The sequence below is a fragment of the Phenylobacterium sp. genome, assembly GCF_041919955.1.
Lineage (GTDB): Bacteria > Pseudomonadota > Alphaproteobacteria > Caulobacterales > Caulobacteraceae > Phenylobacterium.
Genome location: NZ_JAYRSU010000002.1, coordinates 100,257 through 122,242 on the forward strand (window position 1 = coordinate 100,257; position 21,986 = coordinate 122,242).

General features: G+C 67.7%; 23 protein-coding genes. 15 read left to right on the top strand and 8 right to left on the bottom strand.

Annotated elements, in window-relative coordinates; genetic code table 11:
* The first annotated feature begins 83 nt into the window (after positions 1 to 83).
* Positions 84 to 518: a DUF1330 domain-containing protein gene (locus ACE3T2_RS02240; RefSeq protein ID WP_374654254.1), complete on the top strand. Its 435-nt coding sequence runs from the start codon at positions 84 to 86 to the stop codon at positions 516 to 518.
* Position 519: 1 nt separating this feature from the next.
* On the opposite strand, the gene ACE3T2_RS02245 is transcribed toward ACE3T2_RS02240, so the two are convergent.
* Positions 520 to 1,635, bottom strand: a complete 1,116-nt coding sequence (locus ACE3T2_RS02245) for a response regulator (RefSeq protein ID WP_374654256.1) — start codon at positions 1,633 to 1,635, stop codon at positions 520 to 522.
* Positions 1,636 to 1,797: 162 nt separating this feature from the next.
* On the opposite strand from ACE3T2_RS02245, the gene ACE3T2_RS02250 reads away from it, so the two are divergent.
* The 6 genes from ACE3T2_RS02250 (at position 1,798) to ACE3T2_RS02275 (ending at position 5,953) form a co-directional block, all read left to right on the top strand.
* The gene (locus tag ACE3T2_RS02250; protein WP_374654258.1) at positions 1,798 to 2,493 is read left to right on the top strand and encodes an HAD family hydrolase; all 696 of its coding nucleotides are present in this window, start codon (positions 1,798 to 1,800) and stop codon (positions 2,491 to 2,493) included.
* A 71-nt stretch (positions 2,494 to 2,564) separates the two neighbouring features.
* Positions 2,565 to 2,945, top strand: a complete 381-nt coding sequence (locus ACE3T2_RS02255; RefSeq protein WP_374654260.1) for a hypothetical protein — start codon at positions 2,565 to 2,567, stop codon at positions 2,943 to 2,945.
* 11 nt (positions 2,946 to 2,956) lie between these two features.
* Positions 2,957 to 3,508 carry a hypothetical protein gene (locus ACE3T2_RS02260; RefSeq protein ID WP_374654262.1) on the top strand — a complete coding sequence of 184 codons (552 nt, stop codon included), beginning with the start codon at positions 2,957 to 2,959 and terminating at the stop codon, positions 3,506 to 3,508.
* Positions 3,509 to 3,519: 11 nt separating this feature from the next.
* On the top strand, positions 3,520 to 4,398 hold the full coding sequence (sigJ, locus tag ACE3T2_RS02265; protein ID WP_374654264.1) for an RNA polymerase sigma factor SigJ: 879 nt from the start codon (positions 3,520 to 3,522) through the stop codon (positions 4,396 to 4,398).
* Between the two features lie 182 nt (positions 4,399 to 4,580).
* On the top strand, positions 4,581 to 5,369 hold the full coding sequence (locus tag ACE3T2_RS02270) for a sterol desaturase family protein (RefSeq protein ID WP_374654266.1): 789 nt from the start codon (positions 4,581 to 4,583) through the stop codon (positions 5,367 to 5,369).
* The gene (locus ACE3T2_RS02275) at positions 5,366 to 5,953 is read left to right on the top strand and encodes an isoprenylcysteine carboxylmethyltransferase family protein (RefSeq protein WP_374654268.1); all 588 of its coding nucleotides are present in this window, start codon (positions 5,366 to 5,368) and stop codon (positions 5,951 to 5,953) included. Before ACE3T2_RS02270 ends, ACE3T2_RS02275 begins: the two co-directional genes overlap by 4 nt.
* Here the strand turns inward: ACE3T2_RS02275 and ACE3T2_RS02280 are convergent.
* Entirely contained in the window at positions 5,950 to 6,891 is a 942-nt protein-coding gene (locus ACE3T2_RS02280; protein WP_374654270.1) for a DUF808 domain-containing protein, read from the bottom strand. The two genes, ACE3T2_RS02275 and ACE3T2_RS02280, sit on opposite strands and share 4 nt — an antisense overlap.
* A 108-nt stretch (positions 6,892 to 6,999) precedes the next feature.
* Here ACE3T2_RS02280 and dnaG point away from each other — a divergent pair, with 108 nt between their 5' ends.
* Both dnaG and rpoD read left to right on the top strand, forming a co-directional pair.
* Positions 7,000 to 8,901, top strand: coding sequence for a DNA primase (gene dnaG, locus ACE3T2_RS02285; protein ID WP_374654272.1), 1,902 nt, complete (start codon positions 7,000 to 7,002; stop codon positions 8,899 to 8,901).
* An 80-nt stretch (positions 8,902 to 8,981) separates the two neighbouring features.
* Positions 8,982 to 10,925, top strand: a complete 1,944-nt coding sequence (rpoD, locus tag ACE3T2_RS02290) for an RNA polymerase sigma factor RpoD (RefSeq protein ID WP_374654274.1) — start codon at positions 8,982 to 8,984, stop codon at positions 10,923 to 10,925.
* An 82-nt stretch (positions 10,926 to 11,007) separates the two neighbouring features.
* Here the strand turns inward: rpoD and katG are convergent, their stop codons facing one another.
* Positions 11,008 to 13,218, bottom strand: a complete 2,211-nt coding sequence (gene katG, locus ACE3T2_RS02295) for a catalase/peroxidase HPI (protein ID WP_374654276.1) — start codon at positions 13,216 to 13,218, stop codon at positions 11,008 to 11,010.
* A 216-nt stretch (positions 13,219 to 13,434) separates the two neighbouring features.
* On the opposite strand from katG, the gene ACE3T2_RS02300 reads away from it, so the two are divergent.
* The gene (locus tag ACE3T2_RS02300) at positions 13,435 to 15,030 is read left to right on the top strand and encodes a M28 family metallopeptidase (RefSeq protein ID WP_374654278.1); all 1,596 of its coding nucleotides are present in this window, start codon (positions 13,435 to 13,437) and stop codon (positions 15,028 to 15,030) included.
* A 53-nt stretch (positions 15,031 to 15,083) separates the two neighbouring features.
* Complete coding sequence (locus ACE3T2_RS02305) at positions 15,084 to 15,575, top strand: hypothetical protein (protein ID WP_374654280.1); 492 nt, start codon at positions 15,084 to 15,086, stop codon at positions 15,573 to 15,575.
* Here ACE3T2_RS02305 and ACE3T2_RS02310 read toward each other — a convergent pair.
* The 3 genes from ACE3T2_RS02310 to ACE3T2_RS02320 form a co-directional block, all read right to left on the bottom strand.
* A complete protein-coding gene (locus ACE3T2_RS02310) occupies positions 15,572 to 16,378 on the bottom strand; it encodes an RMD1 family protein (RefSeq protein WP_374654282.1) in 807 nt (268 codons plus the stop codon). The two genes, ACE3T2_RS02305 and ACE3T2_RS02310, sit on opposite strands and share 4 nt — an antisense overlap.
* A gap of 72 nt (positions 16,379 to 16,450) precedes the next feature.
* Positions 16,451 to 17,071 (bottom strand): TIGR02466 family protein, encoded by a 621-nt coding sequence (locus ACE3T2_RS02315; RefSeq protein ID WP_374654284.1) that lies wholly within the window; start codon positions 17,069 to 17,071, stop codon positions 16,451 to 16,453.
* 32 nt (positions 17,072 to 17,103) lie between these two features.
* A complete protein-coding gene (locus tag ACE3T2_RS02320) occupies positions 17,104 to 17,325 on the bottom strand; it encodes a flagellar basal body rod C-terminal domain-containing protein (RefSeq protein ID WP_374654286.1) in 222 nt (73 codons plus the stop codon).
* Positions 17,326 to 17,439: 114 nt separating this feature from the next.
* Between ACE3T2_RS02320 and ACE3T2_RS02325 the strand changes: the two genes are divergently transcribed.
* A complete protein-coding gene (locus ACE3T2_RS02325) occupies positions 17,440 to 17,823 on the top strand; it encodes a hypothetical protein (RefSeq protein WP_374654288.1) in 384 nt (127 codons plus the stop codon).
* Positions 17,824 to 17,827: 4 nt separating this feature from the next.
* Here ACE3T2_RS02325 and ACE3T2_RS02330 read toward each other — a convergent pair whose 3' ends face one another.
* Entirely contained in the window at positions 17,828 to 19,084 is a 1,257-nt protein-coding gene (locus ACE3T2_RS02330) for a serine hydrolase domain-containing protein (protein WP_374654290.1), read from the bottom strand.
* 154 nt (positions 19,085 to 19,238) lie between these two features.
* Between ACE3T2_RS02330 and ACE3T2_RS02335 the strand changes: the two genes are divergently transcribed.
* From ACE3T2_RS02335 to ACE3T2_RS02345, 3 genes are all read left to right on the top strand, one after another.
* Positions 19,239 to 20,096: an alpha/beta hydrolase gene (locus ACE3T2_RS02335; protein ID WP_374654292.1), complete on the top strand. Its 858-nt coding sequence runs from the start codon at positions 19,239 to 19,241 to the stop codon at positions 20,094 to 20,096.
* Between the two features lie 225 nt (positions 20,097 to 20,321).
* Positions 20,322 to 20,678 carry an aspartate 1-decarboxylase gene (panD, locus tag ACE3T2_RS02340; protein ID WP_056025476.1) on the top strand — a complete coding sequence of 119 codons (357 nt, stop codon included), beginning with the start codon at positions 20,322 to 20,324 and terminating at the stop codon, positions 20,676 to 20,678.
* Complete coding sequence (locus ACE3T2_RS02345) at positions 20,678 to 21,136, top strand: hypothetical protein (RefSeq protein WP_374654295.1); 459 nt, start codon at positions 20,678 to 20,680, stop codon at positions 21,134 to 21,136. The genes panD and ACE3T2_RS02345 overlap by 1 nt, the downstream gene beginning before the upstream one ends.
* A 32-nt stretch (positions 21,137 to 21,168) precedes the next feature.
* Here the strand turns inward: ACE3T2_RS02345 and ACE3T2_RS02350 are convergent, their stop codons facing one another.
* Positions 21,169 to 21,912, bottom strand: coding sequence for an SIMPL domain-containing protein (locus tag ACE3T2_RS02350; protein ID WP_374654297.1), 744 nt, complete (start codon positions 21,910 to 21,912; stop codon positions 21,169 to 21,171).
* Positions 21,913 to 21,986: the final 74 nt, after the last annotated feature.

Sequence of the window (21,986 nt, forward strand, 5' to 3'; positions counted from 1 at the left end):
CCGCATTTCGGCAAACGGCGGCGTAGGTAATGAGTCACGGCGGGCGGGTCAATGCGTCCGCTTGGACGAGGGAGGAATGAAGTATGGGCGGACACGTCGATCCCGACCGCGAGGCCTGGGCGATCTTCAAATCCCTGCCACGCGATACGCCGATCCAGATGCTCAATCTGGTCCGGCTGAAGCCCAGGGCGGAGTACCCCGCCGGCCATCCGGACCACGGCAAGGACCTGACCGGCCTGGACGCTTATCGCGCCTATGGCCGCACCACTGCGGCAATCTTCCGGCGCCTGGGCGGACGACAGGTCTGGGCCGGCCGGCCCCAGGTGATGGTGACAGGTCCGCAGGACGAGGCCTGGGACCTGGCCTTCATCGCCGAGTACCCGAACGCGGCGGCGTTCCTGGCCATGGTCTCCGATCCCGAATACCGTGAGTTCGTGCAGCACCGGACGGCCGGCGTGGCCGACAGCCGCCTGCTGCGGCTCGATCCGCTGGAGCCTGGCGAGGGCTTCGGCGAATAGGTCAGGATGCGAGCACGCCGCCGATCGCTTCGAACAGAGCCTCGGCGCGGATCGGCTTGCCGATGTGGCGATCGGCGCCGGCGGCGGCCGAAATCTCGACGTCCTGGGGCGAGGTATTGGCGCTGATCACGATGATCGGCGCGCGCGGCAGGCCGGGCGGCTCGGCCGCGCGGATGGCGCGGATCGCATCCAACCCGTCCATGACCGGCATCCGCAGGTCCATCAGCACCAGGTCAAAGCCGCCCGAGCGCCAAGCCTCGACCGCCTGGGCGCCGTTCTCTACGCTGACCACCTCGGCGCCCGCCGCCCCCAGCATGAGCTCCAGCACCCGCCGGTTGGTCGGGTTGTCGTCGGCGGCCAGGATGCGCAGGGGCGGGGCCTCGGCGTCATGGATCGGTGCGGGCGGGGCGAGGTCGGCCTCCTGCGCGGCGTCGCCGTAGTCGAGCAGGCCGCCGACCAGACGGTCGAGCTGACGGGCCGAGCCCAGAATTTCGTCGACCAGACCGCGCTGTTCCCCTGTCAGCTCGGTCCGCTCCAGGGCATGGATCAGGCCCATCACTCCGTTGAGCGGTGTGCGGAGTTCGTGGCTCATATCGGCGACGAACTCGGTCTTGGCGCGGCTTGCGACCTCGGCCCGGTGGAGCGCGTCTTCCAGCGCGGCGGCCTGGCGCTTCATCTCGGTGATGTCGACGCGCAGGCCGATGACGCCACCGTCGGCGGTGCGTCGCTCCTCGATCATCAGCCAGCGGCCGTCCGACAGTCGCTGTTCGTGCCGCTCGCCGCTGGGGTTCTTCAGCTTCTCCAGCCGTGCGGCGAGCCATTCCTCCTCCCGACCGACGGCGTCGGGATAGTCGCCGCGCGTCACGCCCATCCGCAGCGTATCGGCGAGCCGCGCCTGGGACGAGAAGAGGTCGGCCGAGCGGTGATAGATCTCGGCGTAGCGCTTGTTCCAGAGGATGTAGCGGCCGTCTGCGTCGAGAAAGACGATCCCCTCGGGCAGCAGATCGAGCGCCTCGCGCAGGCGATCGCCTGCGCGGCGCGCCTGCGCCTCCGCCTCGGCGAGCGCCCGTCCGCCCAGCCAGCGGGCCAGCCGGTCGCGAAGCCCGGATTTCGGCATGACCTTCCCCAACGAATCGCCCGCCCCACGGACGAGCGAAGGAAAGCCCGCTAAGATTGCGTGCGCTCTACCGGCGCCCGGAAAGGGCGCAGATTTTGCGAAACGCCCGCCGATTGGGCGCCAGGGCTCGCTTTTCCGGCGCCAGCGGCTATTTCAGCGGCCATGAGCATCACCACGGTCGGCCTCGATGCCGACGACACGCTTTGGCATAACGAGACGATCTTCCGGCTGACCCACGATCGGTTCTGCGACCTGTTGTCCGACGTCGCCGACAAGACCGTGCTGGAGCAGCGCCTGGCGGAGGTCGAGAAGCGCAACCTGCGGCTCTACGGCTATGGGGTGAAGGGCTTCACCCTCTCGATGATCGAGACCGCCATGGAGCTGACCGGCGGCGAGGCGCCCAGTCGGGTGATCCGCGAGATCCTCGCCGTCGGCCGCGAGATGCTGACCGAGCCGGTCGAGCCTCTGCCCGGCGTCGACGACACCCTGGCGGCGCTGTCCAAGCGCCATCGCCTGGTGCTGATCACCAAGGGCGACCTGCTGCACCAGGAGCAGAAGCTGGCGGCGTCGGGCTTGGGCGACCTGTTCGCGGCGGTCGAGATCGTCAGCGAGAAGGACGCCTCGACCTATGCCCGCGTCTTCGCCCGCTACGGCACCGGGGCGGAAGAGGCGGTGATGTGCGGCAACTCCATGCGCTCGGACATCCTGCCGGCCATCGAGGCCGGGGCCTATGCCGCGCACGTGCCCTATCCCCTGACCTGGGCGCACGAGATGGCCGACGCGCCGGAGGGGCATCCCCGCTTTGTCGAGCTGGCCTCGATCCGCGACCTGCCGGACTGGATCGCGAACCTCGGCTGATTTTTTCCACGGCGCGTGTCACAGCCGCCGGCTCCGGTCCGTCCTGCTTCCAGTTGGACCGGAGAAAGCCCATGTCGCGCATCCTCGCCGCCGCCTTGGCCCTGATTCTGGGGCTCAACGCGCTGGCCATGCTGTTCGCTTCGTTCTGGTGGTATGGCGCCGTGCCCGGCGTTACGGCCACAGGCCCCTACAATCCGCACTTCGTCCGGGACATCGGCGCGGCCTATCTGGTCGCGGCCAGCGGGCTGGGCTGGTTCGCCGCGCGGCCGGTGCAGGGCTGGCCGGCTCTGGTCGCCGGGGCGGCCTTCCTGATGCTGCACGCCGCTATCCACGTCTTCGACGCCAGCTGCTCAGCCGATCCGCTGGCCAATGCGATCCGCGACCTGCCGGGCGTCTACGCGCCGGCCCTGATCGCCGCCGTCATCGCCGTCTTCCATCGCCCGAAAGCCTGAGGGTTCGTTCCATGCTGAAAGCCATTCTCGCCCGCCAGATCGACCGGTTCGAGCGCCTGTGGGGCTACGACGCGGGCTACATGCGCCAGCTCCTGGCCGCCAGTCCGGGGAGTTTCATCCGTTTCGGCCTGGTCTCCGGAATGGTCGACGCCAAGGCCGCACCGGTTTCCGCCGTCGCCGCGGCCAAGCTGGTCGGGACCTTGGCCGAGGATTGCGGGCCTTGCACCCAGCTCGTGATCGACATGGCCGCCGCGCAAGGGGCTCCGCCGGACGTTCTGCGCGCTCTGCTGGCGGGCGAGGAGGCGGCGATGGGCGCGGACGCCATGCTGGCCTGGCGGTTCGCACGGGCGAGCTTGGCCCGCGACATGGAGGCCGCCGATCCGCTGCGCGACGAGATCGTGGCGCGGTGGGGACAAGCCGGTCTTGCCGCCCTGGGCTTGGCGCTGACGACTGGCCGGATGTACCCGACGCTGAAATACGCCCTGGGTCATGGCAAGGCCTGTTCCAAGATCACGGTCGGCGGCGTCGCCGCGCCGGTGGCTCCCGCTCCGCTGGCCGCGTAAGGATGGGCGCCATGACCGCAGACGTCGAAGCCTTCGAGGCCCAGCGCCCGCGCCTGATCCGGCTGGCCTACCGCATGCTCGGATCGGTCGCCGAGGCCGAGGACGTGGTGCAGGACGCCTGGCTGCGCTGGACGCGCACCGAGGAGGCGGTGCGCGACCCGGCCGGCTGGCTGGTGCGCACGGTCAGTCGCCTGTGCATCGACCGCTTGCGTTCGGCCAAGGTGCAGCGCGAGGCCTATCGCGGCCCCTGGCTTCCCGAGCCGCTGATCGAGGAACTGGGCGTTGATCCGCTGGAGCGCGCCGAAGACGTGTCGGTCGCCTTCCTGCTGGCGCTGCAGCGGCTCTCGCCGCTCGAGCGTGCGGTCTTCCTGCTGCACGACGTTTTCGACGAGGACTACGCCGCCATCGCCGAGACCCTGGGGCGCAACGAGGCCGCCGTGCGCCAGTTGGCTGTGCGGGCCCGCGCCCACGTGAAGGACAGCAAGCCGCGCTTCACAGTCAGCGAGGAGGAGGCGGCCAAGCTCGCAGCGGCGTTCATGGCGGCGGCCGCCCAGGGCGACATGGCGGCGCTGTCGGCGGTGCTGGCCGAGGATGCGGTGATGATGACCGACGGCGGCGGCAAGCGCATCGCCTCGCTGCGTCCGCTGATCGGGCGCGAGGACATCCTGCGGCTGCTTGAGGGCATCTCGTGGCGCTCGGGCGGCACGGCGCTCTGGCCGCTCAGCTTCCGGGCCGTGCGCATCAACGGCTATCCCGGTGTGATCATGGAGCGTGACGACGGCCCGATGACGGTCGCCTTTCAGCCGGGGGAAGGGGGCAAGCTCGCTGCGATCTACATGGTCCGTAACCCCGACAAACTGACGCGGCTGCCAGCGATCTGGACGCAGTGAAGTATCCGGCGTGAATTCGGCCGATTGTGCGGGTTCAACCCGCGCGTGTTGCGATTGGGCGCTTGATCGGCTTCGTGTTTTACTTGCCTCATGAGCGGGCTGGTCGGAAGAAGGCGGTCTGTACCTTGCGCGGCCGCTTACCGGAGCCGCCTTTCGCGCTTGCCTGACGCGGAGGTCTTCCGATGAAGCCGGAAGACCTCCTGCAGGTTCTGGCGCTGGCCGTGATCTTCACGCCGCTGGAGCAACTGCTGCCGGCCGGGACCCGCGACTGGTCGCCCCGCAGGCTGTTTACGGATGTCCTGCATCTCCTGGTCAGCGGCGCGATGATCCGCTGGGGGTGCGTCGCCGCCGCCGTCGCCGTAGGGTGGGCGATAGGCCAGGCGGCGCCCGGCGGCATGGGCCAGGCCGTGCGCTCTCAGCCGACGTGGCTGCAGTTCGCCGAGTTGTTCGTCCTGTCCGACCTTTGCTTCTATGCGGCGCATCGGCTGGTCCATTCCGTCCCCTGGCTCTGGCGCTTCCACGAGATCCATCACAGCAGCGAGCACCTGGACTGGCTGGCGACCTATCGCGTCCATCCGGTCGACCAAATCCTGAACAGCACCATCATCGCCCTGCCCAGTCTGGTGTTCGGATTTGCGCCCCTCGCTCTGCTGATCTACGCCCTGGTCTATCGCGCCCATGCCTTGCTGCTGCACGCGAACATCCGGCTCGACTTCGGGCCGCTGAAGTGGGTGATCGCCTCGCCGCACTATCACCACTGGCATCACGCCAACGAGCCAGCCGCCTATGACCGGAACTTCGGCGGGCAATTGGTGATCTTCGACTGGCTGTTCGGCACGTTGAACATGCCCGCTCATCGACCGGCGGCCTTCGGAGTGGTCGCGCCGGTGCCGGTCACATTCCTCGGCCAGTTGGCCCATCCGTTCCGCCGTGCGGAGCGGCCGAGACCTGCGATCAAGGAGACGGCATGAAGGGCTTCCTGCTCGACTGGGGGGAGCGGTTGATCCTGCTCGCGCTCTTCGGCCGCTTCGCTATCCTCAACATCGCGAGCGGCGACTGGTCGAACTACCTGCTGGTCTTTCTGGAGGGCGTCACGGCCCTCTTCGTCCTGATCCGGCGCGATGCGCGTAGCGTCAGTGAAAGTCCGATCGATTGGAGCCTGGCGGTGCTCGGGACCATGCTGCCGCTGATGGCGCGTCCGGGCGAGCCTTCAGGGCTGGGTGTGGCGACGGTGCTGATCGTGATCGGCACGGCCTTCAGTTTTGCGGCCAAAGCCAGCCTCAACCGGCGGTTCGGCATGGCGCCGGCGAACCGCGGCGTCCAGGGCGGCTGGGCCTACGCCATCGTCCGCCACCCGATGTATCTCGGCTACATCGTCGCCCAGGCCGGCTATTTGCTGCACAACCCGACCGCCTGGAACATGGCGGTGTACGCGGGCGCCTGGAGTCTGCAGATCGCCCGCATCCACCGCGAGGAGCGCCACCTCTCGCTCGACCCCGCTTATCGGCGCTATGCCGAGCGGGTCAGGTTCCGGCTGTTGCCAGGCGTCTACTAGTGCGCCTTGGCCTTCTTTTTCGGGAGCAGGTGCAGCACTCCGGCGATGACGCCGCCCACGACCATGCCGACCGCGGCTGAGGCGAGCGCCATGGCGGTCCAGCCGGTGATCGCGCCGACGCCTGGGACCTGGCCCGCCCAATGCGAGAAGGCCTCCGCCCAATGCGGGATGGGAGTGAGGCCGAAATGTTCCAGCCCATGGACGATGATGCCCCCGCCGACCCACAGCATGGCTGCGGTGCCGATGGTGGTCAGCCAATCCATCACCACCGGCATGGCGCGCACCATCAGCCGACCGAGCGCGCGGCCGCCGGCCGTCCGGGCCTTGGCCATGTGCAGGCCGATGTCATCCATCTTCACGATCAGACCGACCACGCCGTAGACGCCGATGGTGATCGCCACCCCGACCAGCACCAGGGCGCCAGCCTGGACGGCCAGCGGCTTGTCGGCGACGGTCGCCAGGGAGATGGCCATGATCTCGCCAGACAGGATGAAGTCGGTGCGGATGGCGCCGTCGACCTTCTGCTTTTCCAACTCCTTGGCGCTGAGGGCCAGTTCCTCAGGCTCGTCGACCTCGTCGTGCCCGCTGAACGCTTCGATGATCTTCTCGGCCGCCTCGAAGCAGAGGTACGAGCCGCCCAGCATCAGCAGCGGCGTGATCCCCCATGGTGCGAAGGCGCTGAGCAGCAAGGCGCCAGGCAAAAGGAACAGCATCTTGTTGCGCAGCGAGCCGATGGCGATCTTCATCACGATCGGCAGCTCGCGGTCGGGCGTGAAGCCCATGGCGTAACCGGGCGTCACCGCGGTGTCGTCGACCACCACCCCGGCGGCCTTGGCTCCGGCCTTGCCGGCCGCGCCCGCTACGTCGTCCAGCGACGCCGCGGCGATCTTCGCGATGCCGGCGACATCATCGAGCAGCGCGACAAGACCGGAAGCCATAGGTTTCTCCCCAACTCGAACCCAAGGCGTCGGTACGGGCTGCATCCCCGCTCGTAAAGCGCGATGTGGCGCTTCGCACGCGGCCCGATCCGTCGCATATGATGAAGCGTGCGCGTCGACGAACGTTTCCTGGACGAGATCAAATCCCGCCTCCGCCCTTCAGATGTGATTGGGCGGACCGTCAAGCTGCGCAAGCAGGGGCGGGAGTATGTCGGCCTGTCGCCCTTCAACAAGGAGAAGACGCCCTCGTTCTACGTGAACGACGAAAAGGGCCAGTTCTTCGATTTCTCGTCAGGCAAGAATGGCGACCTGATCACTTTCCTGCAGGAGACCGAACGGCTGACCTTCATGGAGGCGGTCGAGCGGCTGGCGGCCGAGGCCGGGGTGCCCATGCCCGCGCCCGATCCGCAGTCAGCCGAGCAGGAGCGCCAGCGCCAGGGCCTGTCCGACTGGATGGAGGCCGCCGCTCAGTGGTTCGAGGGCGCGCTGCGCCGGCCCGAGGGCAAGGAGGCGCGCGCATATCTGGACCGCCGTGGCCTGCCCGAGAGCGAATGGGCGCGCTTCCGGCTGGGCTTTTCGCCCGGCGGGCGCACCGCGCTGAAGGACTATCTGGTCACCAAGGGCGCCAAGCCCGGCGAACTGATCGAGGCCGGCCTGCTGATCGCGCCGGAGGAGGGCGGGGCGCCTTACGACCGCTTCCGAGACCGGATCATCTTCCCAATCGCCGACCACCGCGGACGCATCCTGTCGTTCGGCGGGCGGGCGATGGATCCGCAGGCGCGGGCCAAGTACCTGAACGGGCCGGAGAGCCCGCTCTTTCACAAGGGCCGCACGCTTTACGGCATCGGCGAGGCGCGGAAGATCCTGGGAGCCGCGCCGAGCGGCGAGAACCCGCCGCTGGTTGTGGTCGAGGGCTATATGGACGCCATCGCCTGTCATCGGGCCGGCGTCGCGGCGGTCGCGCCGCTGGGCACGGCCCTGACCGAAGAGCAGATGGAGATGCTGTGGCGGCTGCATCCCGAGCCGACGCTCTCGTTCGACGGCGACCGTGCGGGACGCCAGGCCGCCTCGCGGGCGATCGACCGGGCCCTGCCGCTGCTCAAGCCCGGCAAGAGCTTCCGATTCGCCATCGTCGAGGGCGGCAAGGATCCGGACGAGGTCCTGCGCGAGCAGGGCGCCCCGGCTCTGCGCGCCCAGTTGTCGCAGACGACGCCGTTCGTCGATGCGCTGTTCACCCGTGAACACGATCTGGAACCCCTCGACACGCCCGAGCGACGGGCCGGTTTCAAGAGCCGGCTGCGCCACGCCGCGGCCAGCATCGCCGACAAGGATCTGCAGCAGGCCTACAAGGAAGCCCTGCTGGAACGCTTCGACGCCAGCGGCCCGCAACCTCGGCCTGCAAACGATGGCGGCGCTCGTCCGGAGCGTGGAAGTCGTGGTGGATCAAGGGGTTGGCGCGGCGGCGGCCGCGACTGGCTCGATCCGGCGCCGACCGAGGCGGGGCGCGCCGCGGCCCGCAAGCTCGCCCAGTCGCTGGACCCGTTCGCCGCCGCCCTGTTGCAGTATGCGCTCTCGGACCCGGCGGTTCTCGACGAACATCTGGAGAACGCGTTTCTGTCCAAAGGCTTCGGCGACCAGACCCTTTCGCCCTTGACGGCCGAGATCATCCGATTCCGATTGGACGCCGATCATCTTGACACCGCGACTCTCGCACGCCATCTGGCGTCCTGCGGGTTTAATGCGCTGCTGACAGACATCGACCGGGCCGCTGCGAAATCGGGCGCGCCCATCCTGAAACCGGATGTCTCCCTCGAAGTCGCTAAATCCCAGTGGTCGCAAGCTTTCGCGGGTCTTTCCAGGCTCGCGGCGCTCGACGAGGCTATCGCGTCCGCGAAGGGAAACCTTAGCGGTCGTTCCGACATGGAAGCTCTCGAGCGTCTGAAAGGCGAACGCGACACACTGAAACGCGCGATCAGAACGGGAACGATTTGGGCGGGAGAAGGGTCGTAGAGGAGTACGACCGTCTAACCGCTATTGAAGCATCTTTCGGCGCAGTCCTTGCAGGGCTTCGCCGAAATCCGGAGACCTAGATGAGCACCAACACGGCTGAAGCGGAAAACACGGAAACGACCGGCGGCGACGGCCCGCTGCTCGACCTCACCGACGCCGGCGTAAAGAAGTTCATCAAGCAGGCCAAGGCCCGCGGCTACGTCACCATGGACGAGCTGAACAAGGTCCTTCCCTCCGAGGAAGTGACCTCGGAGGCCATCGAAGACACCCTGGCCATGCTCTCTGAGATGGGCGTCAACGTCGTCGAGGCCGAAGAAGACGCCGAGGGCGGCGAGGTGGCGGTCCGCGAGGAGACGCAGGTCGTCGAGACGGCCAAGGAGCCGGCGTACGACCGCACCGACGATCCGGTGCGCATGTACCTGCGCGAAATGGGTTCGGTGGAGCTGCTGTCGCGCGAGGGCGAAATCGCCATCGCCAAGCGCATCGAAGCCGGCCGCGACACCATGATCCGTGGCCTGTGCGAAAGCGCCCTGACCTTTGAAGCCATCATGGTTTGGCGCGAAGAACTGGGCTCGGGCCGCATTCTGTTGCGCGAGGTCATCGACCTCGAACAGACCTATGGCGGGGCCAACGCCGCGGCCGCCGAACTGGCGGGCGGCGGAGAGGCCGAAGCCGAAGAAGAGGAGACCTCGGAGGACGGCGAAGCCGTGGCCAAGGCCGAGGGCGCCGAGGACGACGACGACTTCGACGACGGCGCCGGCCCGACCATCAGCGCCATGGAAGGCGAGCTGCGCGAAGGGGTCATGGCGACCCTGGACGCCATCGCCGCCGAGTTCGACGCCTTCCGCGCCCTGCAGGAAAAGCTGGTCGGCAAGCGCCTGAAGGGCGAGGACCTGTCGGACGACGACCGCAAGGCCTATACCGCCGCCTCGCTGACCATCGTCCAGCACCTGAAGACGCTGAAGTTGAACAACAACCGCATCGAGGCGCTGGTCGAGCAGCTTTATGCGATCAACAAGCGCCTCATGGGTCTGGAAGGGCGCCTGCTGCGCCTGGCCGACAGCTACGGGATTTCGCGCAGCGAGTTCCTAAAGGCCTACTTCGGCCAGGAACTGGCCCCGAACTGGACCGATCAGGTCAAGCCGCTGGGCGTGCGCTGGACCAAGTTCGTCGAGAACGACGCCGGTCAGATCGGCGACATCCGCCATGAGATCGCCGCCCTGGCGACCGAGACCGGCGTGCCGATCGACGATTATCGCCGCATCGTGCAGACCGTGCAGAAGGGTGAGCGCGAGGCCCGTCAGGCCAAGAAGGAAATGGTCGAGGCCAACCTGCGCCTCGTGATCTCCATCGCCAAGAAGTACACCAACCGCGGCCTGCAGTTCCTGGACCTGATCCAAGAAGGCAACATCGGCCTGATGAAGGCGGTCGACAAGTTCGAATACCGTCGCGGCTACAAGTTCTCCACCTACGCCACCTGGTGGATTCGTCAGGCGATCACCCGCTCGATCGCCGACCAGGCGCGGACCATCCGTATCCCGGTGCACATGATCGAGACGATCAACAAGATCGTCCGCACCAGCCGCCAGATGCTGCACGAGATCGGCCGCGAGCCGACCCCGGAGGAACTGGCCGAAAAGCTGGCCATGCCGCTGGAGAAGGTGCGCAAGGTCCTGAAGATCGCCAAGGAGCCGATCTCTCTCGAAACCCCGATCGGGGACGAGGAAGACAGCCATCTGGGTGACTTCATCGAGGACAAGAACGCGATCCTGCCGATCGACGCGGCGATCCAGTCCAACCTCCGCGAGACGACCACCCGCGTACTGGCCTCGCTGACCCCGCGCGAAGAGCGCGTGCTGCGCATGCGCTTCGGTATCGGCATGAACACCGACCACACCCTGGAAGAGGTCGGCCAGCAGTTCAGCGTTACCCGCGAGCGGATCCGCCAGATCGAGGCGAAGGCGCTGCGCAAGCTCAAGCATCCGTCGCGGTCGCGCAAGCTGCGGTCGTTCCTCGACAGCTAAGACCGGCTGGAGCCCAGACAAAAGGAACGCCCCCGAAGCGGAGTCGCTTCGGGGGCGTTTTTCGTTGTGGCGGGGGCGCGGTCTAGGCTGCGTAGCCCCGCTGCAGGTCGAAGCGGTCGGCGTTCATGACCTTGGTCCAGGCGGCCACGAAATCCTTGACGAACTTCTCGCGCGCATCCGCCGAGGCATAGACCTCGGACAGGGCGCGGAGCTGCGAGTTGGAGCCGAACACCAGATCGGTGCGGGTGGCGGTCCAACGCTCTTCCTTGGTCGCCCGATCGGTGCCGAGGAACACCTCGTCGCCGTGGCCGTCGATCTCCTTCCAGGCGGTCTTCATGTCCAGCAGGTTGACGAAGAAGTCGTTGGTCAGCTGGCCGGGGCGCGTGGTCAGCACCCCGTGCTTGCTGCCGCCGGTGTTGGCGCCCAGCACCCGCAGGCCGCCGACCAGCACCGTCATCTGCGGCGCCGACAGGCCCAACAGCTGGGCGCGGTCGACCAGCAACTCTTCGGTCGGAACATTGAAGGTCACCTGCAGGTAGTTGCGGAAGCCGTCGACCCGCGGCTCGAGCACCGCGAAGCCCTCGACGTCCGTCTGGTCCTGCGAGGCGTCGGTCCGGCCCGGCGCGAAGGGGACCTCGATCTTGTGGCCCGCGTCGGCGGCGGCCTTTTCGACGCCCACCGAGCCGCCCAGCACGATGAGATCGGCGATCGAGACGGTCTTGGCGCCGTCGAAGCCCGCCTTGATCCCTTCATAGACCGCCAGGACGCGAGCGAGCTTGGCCGGATCGTTGACCTCCCAGTCCTTCTGCGGCGCCAGGCGAATGCGGCCGCCGTTGGCGCCGCCGCGATGATCGGAACCGCGGTAGGTCGAGGCCGATGCCCAGGCCGTCGAGACGAGTTCGGCGACGGTGAGGCCGGAGGCCGCAATCTTGCCCTTCAACGCCTGGATGTCCGCGGCGTCGATGACCGGGCCGGTCCGGGGCGGGACCGGATCCTGCCAGATCAGGTCTTCGGCCGGCACTTCCGGGCCGAGGTAGCGGATCTTGGGGCCCATGTCGCGATGGCAGAGCTTGAACCAGGCGCGGGCGAAGGCGTCGGCGAACAGGGCCGGATCGTCGCGGAAGGATTCGGAGATCTTGCGGAAACCCGGATCGATCTTCAGCGCCATATCGGCCGTGGTCATCATGGTCGGCACACGGCGCTGGGGGCTATGGGCGCCGGGGGCCATGTCCTCGGGCTTCTGGTTCACCGGCTGCCATTGCTTGGCTCCGGCCGGGCTGCGGACCAGCTCGTACTCGTAGTCGAGCAGCATGTGGAAGAAGGTGTTGTCCCACTTGATCGGCGTGGGGGTCCAGGCGCCTTCCAGGCCCGAGGTAATGGTATGGTCGCCCATGCCGCTTTCGTGGCCGCTTTGCCAGCCCAGGCCCTGCTGGGCGATGTCGGCGCCTTCCGGAGCGGCGCCGACCTTGGAGGCGTCGCCGGCGCCGTGAGCCTTGCCGAAGGTGTGACCGCCGGCCGTCAAGGCGACGGTCTCCTCGTCGGTCATGCCCATGCGGTGGAAGGTTTCGCGGATGTCGCGCGCTGACTGGAGCGCGTCGGGCACGCCGCCGGGGCCTTCCGGGTTGACGTAGATCAGGCCCATCTGGATGGCCGCCAGCGGGCTTTCCAGGACCATGTTCTTTTCCGGCTGGATGCGGGTCTCGTTGCCTTCCTGGCCGACCCACAGCTCCTCGGTGCCCCAATAGACGTCGCGCTCGGGTTCCCAGACGTCGGCGCGGCCGCCGCCAAAGCCGAACACCGGTCCGCCCATGGACTCGATCGCCACGTTGCCGGCCAGGATCATCAGGTCGGCCCAGGAGAGATTGGCGCCGTACTTCTGCTTGATCGGCCAGAGCAGGCGGCGGGCCTTGTCGAGATTGCCGTTGTCGGGCCAGGAGTTCAGCGGTGCGAACCGCTGCTGGCCGGCGCCCGCCCCGCCGCGGCCATCCCCGGTGCGATAGGTGCCGGCGCTGTGCCAGGCCATGCGGATGAAGAACGGGCCGTAGTGGCCGTAGTCGGCCGGCCACCAGGGCTGACTGTCGGTCATCAGCGCCGTCAGGTCGCGCTTCACCGCTGCGTAGTCGAGCTTCTGGAAGGCCTCGGCGTAATTGAAATCCGGGCCCATCGGGTCTTCGGTCCGAAGGATTTCCAGGGAGAGGTGGTTCGGCCACCAGTCCCGATTGGTGCGTCCGAGCAGCGAACGCAGCGCGCCGCGCTCCTTGCGCGGATCGTTGAGCGGGGTTGCGTCGTCCATGTCGTCCTCCCTGGGTTTCAGTCGATTTTTTGAACCCTAGGCCCGGCGGAAGGCCGCTGACAAAACGAAAAACCCTATTCTCCGAAGAGATAAAATCTATGAGTTCATCGAAATGATGTGGGTTCGGGCGATGGTAGGCGACATTACGTCGAAGTAATGCGCTCCCGTCTGCGGCTCTCGAATAGGCTTCCATCGGAGCTTTCCGGGGGCGTTTTCATGAGTCTTTCGAGGATTTTGGTCGCGCTGGCCCTGGCTGCGTCAGGGGTTGCGCCCGCGGGGGCGGAAACCGCCGGGTCGGCCGACAAGATCAGGGCGCATGTCACGTTCCTGGCCGACGATCTCCTGCAGGGGCGCGAAGCCGGCTCGCCGGGCCACGAAATCGCGGCGGCCTATGTCGCCTCGCAACTGCGTCAACTCGGCGTGAAGCCGGGCGCGGCTGACGGCTCCTACTTTCAGCACGTGCCGATGTCGGGCTTCCGGCCGGCCGACGAAGGCCGCTTGGTGATCACGGCCAAAGACGGCAAGGCCGCGCCGCTGGTCTTCGGCGAGGACTATCTGCCGGGGCGCAATCCCGTCGCCGCCAGGACGGAGGTCACCGCGCCGCTGGTCTTCGCCGGCTACGGCGTGGCGGCTGGCAAGCGCGATGACTATGCGGGCCTCGACGTGAAGGGAAAGGTGGTCGTCGTCCTGGCCGGCGCTCCCCAGAGCTTCCAGACCGAGGAGCGGGCCTATTACGCAAGCGGCCGCACCAAGCGGCTGACGGCCGAAGCGCGCGGTGCGGTTGGGCTCATAACGATCACCACGCCAGCCGATGAGAAGCGCCGGCCCTTCGCCAACGGCGTGCGCCAGTGGAAGACCTGGGGCATGGGCTGGCGCACGCCCGGCGGCCAGACCTTCGCGCCGGCTTCGGCTACGCCGGATCTGGCGACCCTCAGCGTCCAGGGCTCGACCAAGCTGTTCGCGGGGGCGCCGAAGTCCTACGACGAGGTCGTGAAAGCCGCTGAAGCCGGGACGCCGCCGCGCTTTCCCCTGCCATTCAAACTGGCCGCGACGATCAACACCGAGCTGAAGACGCTGGACAGCCTCAACGTAGTCGGCCGCATCGACGGGACGGACCCGGCGCTGAAGAACGAGGCGGTGGTGCTGTCGGCCCACCTGGACCACATCGGCGTCACCCCCCCGATCAATGGTGACGCCATCAACAACGGCGCCATGGACAACGCCACCGGCGTGGCGACCACACTGGAGGTCGCCAGAGCCTTCGCCGAGGGCAAGGCCCCGCGGCGGACCTTGCTGTTTCTGCTGAACACCGCCGAGGAGAAGGGGTTGGTCGGCGCGGACTACTTCGCCCGCAATCCGCCGACCAAGCTGCCGATCGTCGCGGACGTGAACCTCGACATGCCGATCCTCACCTACGACTTCGTCGATGTGGTTGCGTTCGGAGCCGAGCGCTCCAGCCTGGGGCCGACCGTGGCGCGGGCTGCCGCGCGGCTAGGTGTGAAGCTGTCGCCTGATCCGCTGCCGGAGGAGGGGCTGTTCACCCGCAGCGATCACTTTCGCTTCGTCGAGCAGGGCGTGCCTTCGGTCTTCCTGATGACGGGCTTCGAGAACGGCGGGCAGGTGGCGTTCACGGGATTCCTGCGCGACCGCTACCACAAGCCCAGCGACGACCTGAGCCAGCCGATCGACTATGCGGCCGGCGCCAAGTTCGCGGCGATCAATTACGAGATCGCGCGCGAGATCGCCGACGCCGACGCCCGGCCAGCCTGGAACAAGGGCGACTTCTTCGGGACGCTGTTCGGGAAGAAGTGACGCTATCGCGTAACGTGGGTATGTCTTTGGGGCGGGCCAGGAGGGACAAAGACATGCGGCGGACGTTACTCACGGTGATCTTGGCTGTGGCGGCCTGCGCAATCCCCGCGCTGGCGGCGGCCCAGGCGAAGCCGGTCAGCGCGGCCGACCGGAGCGCGGCCATGCGGGCGGCCGGCTTCGTCGCCAAGGGCGGCAAGTGGCTGGGCGGCGAAGGTAATTGCGAGGCCGCCGTCGACCCTAAGGACGTCCGCGACCTCAACGGCGACGGCGCCGCCGAGATCGTCATCACCGAGACCGGGACCTTCTGCTACGGCAATACCGGCCAGGGCTTCTACATCATGCAGAAGACGCCGGCCGGGGCCTGGAAGACGTTCTTCCAGTCGCAGGGGATCCCGGAATTCCAAGCGACCAAGGGTGTCGGCGGCTGGCCGGATATCGAACTGGGCGGACCGGGCTTCTGCTTCCCGATCGTCCGCTATAACGGCCGCGACTACGCGAAATTCCGCAATAAAGCCTACCAGCCTGGGGCCTGCGCCGGTCGCTAGTGCGGCCGCCAGCCCATCGCCATCTGGATCAGCACGATCACGATCTCGACGAAGATCAGTCCGACGATGATCGCCTCCAGCCGCAGCGAGCGCTCGGTGTCGATGAGGTCGGTCATGACCGTCACCGTCTCGCCGATCAGGTCGAGCTTGCGGCCCAGGGCCTCGACCCGCTCGACCAGCTCAAACTCGTCCTCCAGCCGCGCATAGAGCCGCTCGAGGTCCGGGCGGTCCCAAAGAAGGTCGGGCTTGTCGCGAACCGCCACGCGCGCGCCGACCCGGTGCTGGACCAGCAGGGCCGAGCCGATCTGCCGGGTCATGGCGCGCCGCCCGCCGGGGCTGCGGCCGGTCTCGGCCAGCCGCCGGGCCCATGGCTCGATGGTGTCGAACACCTGCGCGACCTGGCGCTCGTCGGCGGCCAGGGCCGCGCTCTTGGCCACCGCGTCGGCGGCGACCAGCAACTTGTCATAGGACGGCGCGCCGATGCGAACGATGCCGTCGGGCCGCCCGCCCTTGTCCTCGCGGGTGGCGAGTTTGATCGTCTCCTCCTCGCGCTCGGCTACCGGACCCTGCACGCGCGAGGCGAGGCTGCGCAGCACCTCGTCCTCGGCCAGCGGCGCCAGGCCGATCATCACCACCACGCCGTAGCGGAACACCACGACCAGCCCCTCGCCCTGGCGGAAGGCGATGGGGGCCGAGGAGATCGCGTCCTCGCGCTCCAGTCCGGCAGTGTCGAGGCGCTCGCCCAGCACTACCGCGCGGGCGGTCAGGCGTTCGGTCTGCAGGTTGGGAGGCAGGTCGGCCATGGGGATGGCTATAGCTCCGCTGGACGGCGGGAGCATGACGCAATCGACGGGGCAGGGCGAGCGGTCGGCGAACTACTTCCAGGCGTAGTTGAAGCTGACCGAGATGCGTTCCTTGCGCGCGGCGTTGGCCGGCACCTCGTGGCGCAGCCAGCTCTCCCACATGAGGATCGTGCCGGCCTGGGGCTGGAGATAGACGAAGCTGCGGGCGTCCTCGGGGGCGTCGGCGTCCCGCGGCGGGGCGGCCATCATCAGCGGCAGGCGCGGGTCCTCCAGCTTTAGCGCGCTCGCGCCCTTGGGGATGGAGACATAGACCGTACCCGACAGGACGCTGTGCGGGTGGATGTGGCCCGAATGGGCCGCGCCGGGCTTCAGGATGTTCACCCACAGGCTGTCGAGCTTCAGCCGTCGGCGGCCGAGGTCGAGGCGCAGGGCCTTGGCGTAGGCGGCGGCATGCTTGTCGAGCTTGCGCTTCAAGTCCTCGAAGATGCTGGCGCGCATCGGCAGGTCGTCGAGCGATGCGTAGGAGGTGTAGCCGCCATAGGCGTGCTCGCGGCACCATGCCTGGCCGGCGAGATCCTCGTCCGCCAGCATGCGACAGGCGTCCTCCAACTCGGCGTTGAAGGCGGCGAAGTCTTTCTCCCCGGCGAGGGAGGCTTCGTAGACCTGGGTGACGAAGAGTGGGCGCAGGCTCATGGCCGCGCGCTAACCCCCCGGCCGGCAAATGTCTAGGCCAGGATGTCCAGGAGCTCGCCGGTCATGTCCTGGGCGGTGCGGATCACCGACAGGTTGGCCGAGAACTGGTGCTTGGCGCTGATCTGCTCCACCACCTCCGAAGCCAAATCGACGTTCTCGCCTTCGACACCCATGCGGGCGACGCGCGAGGCCGATGCGTCGAAGCGTCGGCTGGCGGCCAGCAGGCCGTATTGAGCGGTTGCGATGGGATCCATTAGGGGCCCTCCCGACAGCATTATCGGCCCTGCGCGGTTAAACCTTCGCGCAGCGGCGTGGTGAACGCCTCGTCAACGAAATGCGCCTGAAATGCGCCACGCTTGGGGCGCGTCATGTCCCTGTTCGACAAGGAGGACGCCCCGATGATCCGCATAGCCCTCTTCGGCGCCGCGCTGTTCGCGGCCTCCGCCGGGCTCGCCGGCGCGCAGCCGCTTGGGCCGAACCCACCCACACAGACCGTGATTTGCGTCGATGTCGGCGGCCAGAGCCTGCCGGCCGTTTGCAACGTGCCGGCCAGCCGCCTCGACAAGCGCGAGGACATCTGCACCTGCCGCGTCGGGGTGCGGGTGGATGTCCCGATCTGCCCGGCCGGCGTGAAGCCGCCGGCCGAGACTCTCGCCTACGAGAAGGCCCGCAAGGCCGCGTCCCGCGACGGCAGCTTGATCGGCGACCTCTATCAAGGCCAGCCGATGTGCGTGGCGGGGCGGCTGAACTAGGCCATTAGAGCGCCTTGCCCAGGGCGCCGTAGGTCAGCTTCTGGAACACCGGCAAGGCGGCGCGGCCGCCCATGCGCTGGCCGGTGGCCAGTTGCGCTGCTGCTTCCGGCTCGAGCGGCATGGAATTCTGGATCAGGTAGATCATCACCATGTCCTCGACAGGGTCGGCTTGCCACCAGGTGCCGAAAGCGCCCGGCCAACCGAAGGAGCCTTGTGAGCCCGCGCCCATCCAGGCCTGCTTCTCAGGGTCGGTGATCACCGAGACGCCCAGGCCGAAGCCCTGGCCGAGCCAGAACGGGATGCCCATGAACGGAATTTCCCGCTGAGCCGGGGTCAGGCGGTTCTGCCGCATCAGCTCCAGCGTCTCGCGCTTCAGGTAGCGCATGCCATCCAACTCGCCGCCGTTCAGCATCATGCGCGCGAAGCGCAGATAGTCGTCGGCGGTGGAGATCAGGCCGCCGCCGCCGGCGCAGAACTCGGGCGGGCCCGGCAGGTGGGGGAAGGAGACATCCTCCATCGCGTCGGTCTTCGGATTGATCCGATAGAGCTTGGCCATGCGATCACGCTTTTCCGGCGGGCACCAGAAGTCGGTGTCGTTCATGCCGAGCGGCTTCAGGATCCGCTCCACGATGAAGTCGCGATAGCTGGTCCCGGCGACGCGGCCGACCAGGAAGCCGAGCACGTCCGTCGCGTGACTGTAGTGGAAGCGGTCGCCGGGCTGGTAGGACAGCGGCAGCGTGCCCAGCGCGGCTAGCCATTCGTCCGTCGTCAGATGGCCGCCCAGCGGCGAGCCGAGGGTCTGGTCGTACCCCCGTGCGATCGGGCCGATCGAGGTGAAGGCGTAGGCCAGGCCCGAGCGGTGCGTCATCAGGTCGTCCACCGTGATGTCACGTTCGGCTGGAACCGTCTCATCCACGGGCCCAGTGGCCGACTTCAGGACCTTCAGGTCCTTGAACTCGGGCATCCACTTAGTGATCGGGTCGTCGAGCCGCAGCTTGCCTTCCTCGACCAGCATGAGCGCTGCGACCGAGGTGATGGGCTTGGTCATGGAGGCGATGCGGAAGAGGGTGTCGCGCGTCATCGGCGCCTTGGCCTCGACGTCGCGCCAGCCGAGCGTGTTGACCTGGGCGACCTCGCCCTTGCGCCAAAGCAGGGTGACGAAGCCCGACAGGTCGCCGGCGTCGACCACCGGCTGCAGCGCCGCCGGAATGGCCGATAGGCCGTCTGAAGAAAACCCGCCGAGAGCCTGATCGCCGTCCATCTCGTTTCGTCCCTGTTCGCGCCAGCGTCGAGGCCGGCCTGACTGCGAGGCGATATGCGGCGAGTGACGCAAGGCGCGTCAACATACTTTTTCTTCGAATGCGGCGCGGTTGCGGACGTCATGAAAGGCGCTTAGCCATTTCTCCATGGAACCTGTGCAGCCCCGCCTCAGAGCCTTCGCCCTGGCCGGGCTGGCGCTCGCGCTGGCGGCCTGCACGCCGCTCGGCGTCTTCGCCACCTTCACGCCCCGCGATCCCGCCATCGTCCGGGCCAGCGGCCAGGCCTATGGCCCGGAAGCACGCCAACGTCTCGACGTCTATGCGCCGACCCGGATGACGACGCCGCGGCCTGTGGCGGTGTTCTTCTATGGCGGCGGTTGGGAACGGGGACGCAAGTGGGACTACGGCTGGGTCGCCCAGGCCCTGGCCGCGCGCGGCTACGTGGTCGTGTTGCCGGACTATAGGCTCTATCCGGAGGTGAAGTTCCCGGCGTTCCTGGAGGACGGCGCAAAGGCTGTGCGCTGGGCGGTCGACAATGCGGCCGCCTATGGCGGGGATCCTTCGCGGATCGTCCTGCTGGGGCATTCGGCCGGCGCCTACAACGCGGTGATGCTGGGGCTGGACAAGACCTACCTGAAGGCGGCCGGCGTCGATCTGGCGCGGATCCGCGGCGTGGTCGGCCTGGCTGGGCCCTACGACTTCCTGCCGCTGGCGGGCCACCGGGCCGCTGTGTTCGACGTGGCGGCCGATCCGGCGGCCACCCAGCCGCTCAGCAGGGTGCGTCGCCACGCGCCGCCGATGCTGCTGGCGACCGGTGAGGCCGACGAGGTGGTGCCGCCGCGCGAGTCCGAGGCCTTGGCCAAGGCCCTCCGCCGCGCGGGCGCTCAGGTAGAGTTCCACAGCTACCCCGGGGTGGGCCACAACGAGATCATGGCGGCGATCTCACGTCCGTTCCGCGATCGCGCGAGCGTGCTGAACGATGTCACGACCTTCCTGGACCACGTCACCGATTAGCGGTCACGCGTTTGTCACCGAACGTCCGGGACGTGCCGACACGACATTGTGTGATTGATTTTTCTGGGGAATTTCGCGCTTAGCCGACGCCGCGTGATGCGCGTCATATTGCCGTTCTCGGAGCGTTGCTGCGTCGCGGCAATTGTGGTGCGGCAATTTCGACGCTATATCCGGCGGCCCTTGAGTTTCAGGGGTTTTGTGCGCCGCACTTAAGAAGGACCGCCCATGCTGGTGACCCTGATGAAGGCCAAGCTGCACCGCGCAACCGTGACCCAGGCCGACCTTGAGTATGAAGGCTCGATCGCGATCGACCGCGACCTGCTGGACGCCTCGGGCATCCTCCCGCACGAGCAAGTGGACGTCCTGAACATCACCACCGGCGCCCGCTTCACGACCTACGCCATCGAGGCGCCGCGCGGCTCGAAGGTCATCGGCGTCAACGGCGCGGCCGCGCGTCTCGTCCAGAAGGGCGACAAGGTGATCGTGGTCACCTACGGCATGCTGCCGGCCGAGGAAGCACGTAACTACTCTCCCAGCGTCGTCCTGCTGGACGACGGCAACGAGATCAAGCAGGCCGCCTGATGCGCGGCCTTGCGGTCGCGCTGGCTGTTTGCGTAGGCCTGCTGGCGGCCTGCGCTCCCAAGGCGCCTGCCGGCGTCGACAAGAACGTCCTCGACGAGGCGATCTCTCAGGCCATCGGCGACCCGGGCACTTGCGTGCTGATCGGCGAAAACGGCCAGACGATCTATCAGTACGGCACGCACATGGTCTGCGGTCGGGTGTTGCCGAGCTGCGAGGGTGAGGGGACCCAGACACTGGCGGACTTGCTGAAGACCGCGCCCGCGTCCGGCGATCCGAAGACTGCAAGCTGCCGTAGCAACCCCGAAAGGACCCGCATCGTCGCCTGGGCGGCGGGGCCGGTGGCGGGGCGCGACTATGTCTACGCCGCGGTGATGGAGGGCGACCTGGTGCCGCCGGGGATCGTCGTGGCCGACAAGCTCAGGATCGCCTTCCAGCGCGCCGGCCTCAGCTCGAAGTAGGCCCTCCCCGCAGGAGGAGGGCCCTTCGTCGCTTAGCGCGTCAGTTCGTAGAGACCGGTGATGTCCACGCGGACCGCCAGCTCGCCGGCCGAGACCGGAGCGCCGCCGCTCGCGTCCTTTTCCATCCGCGCATAGGCCATCATCGGCACCGGCGGCGGGGCGGGCATGTAGCCGCCGCCTTCGCTCAGATTGACCAGGCGGCTGACGCGATGGCCGGTGGCGCGGGCGTATAGCTCGGCCTTGGCCTGCAGGGCTTTCACCGCGTCCTGCCGGGCGGCGTTCTCGGCCGCGCTCGGGTCCTTCAGGCCGAAGGAGATGCCGTTCACCTGGTTGGCGCCGGCCTTGACCGTGGCGTCGACCGCAGCGCCCAGCTTGGCCAGGTCGTTTACCGTGACGGTGACCTGGTTCGAGGCCTGATAGCCACGCAGCTTCGGCGGTTCGTTCTGCACGTAATCGTACTGCGCCGACAGGTTCAGGCCCGAGGTCTGGATGTCCTTGTCCGGAATGCCGCCCTTGCGCAGGGCCGCGATGACCTTGTTCATCTGCTCGCTGTTGGCGGCCAGCGCGGCGGCGGCGGTCGGGGCCTCGGTGGTCACGCCGAGGTTGATGGTGGCCTTGTCCGGCGCGACGCGGGTCTCGCCATAGGCCGAGAGGTTCAGGGTGGTGGTCTGGAACATCGAATCTGCCTGGGGCCGAGCGGTTTGAGCGAAGGCGGCGGGCGCAGCGGCGGTGGCGAGCATAATGGCCAGGGCGCCGGCGCGGACGAGGGTCTTCATCGATATCTCCTGAAACGCCCAGGGGGAGGGGGCGGATTTGATGTCTCCGAACGCCGGATGACGAGCGGAGGTTG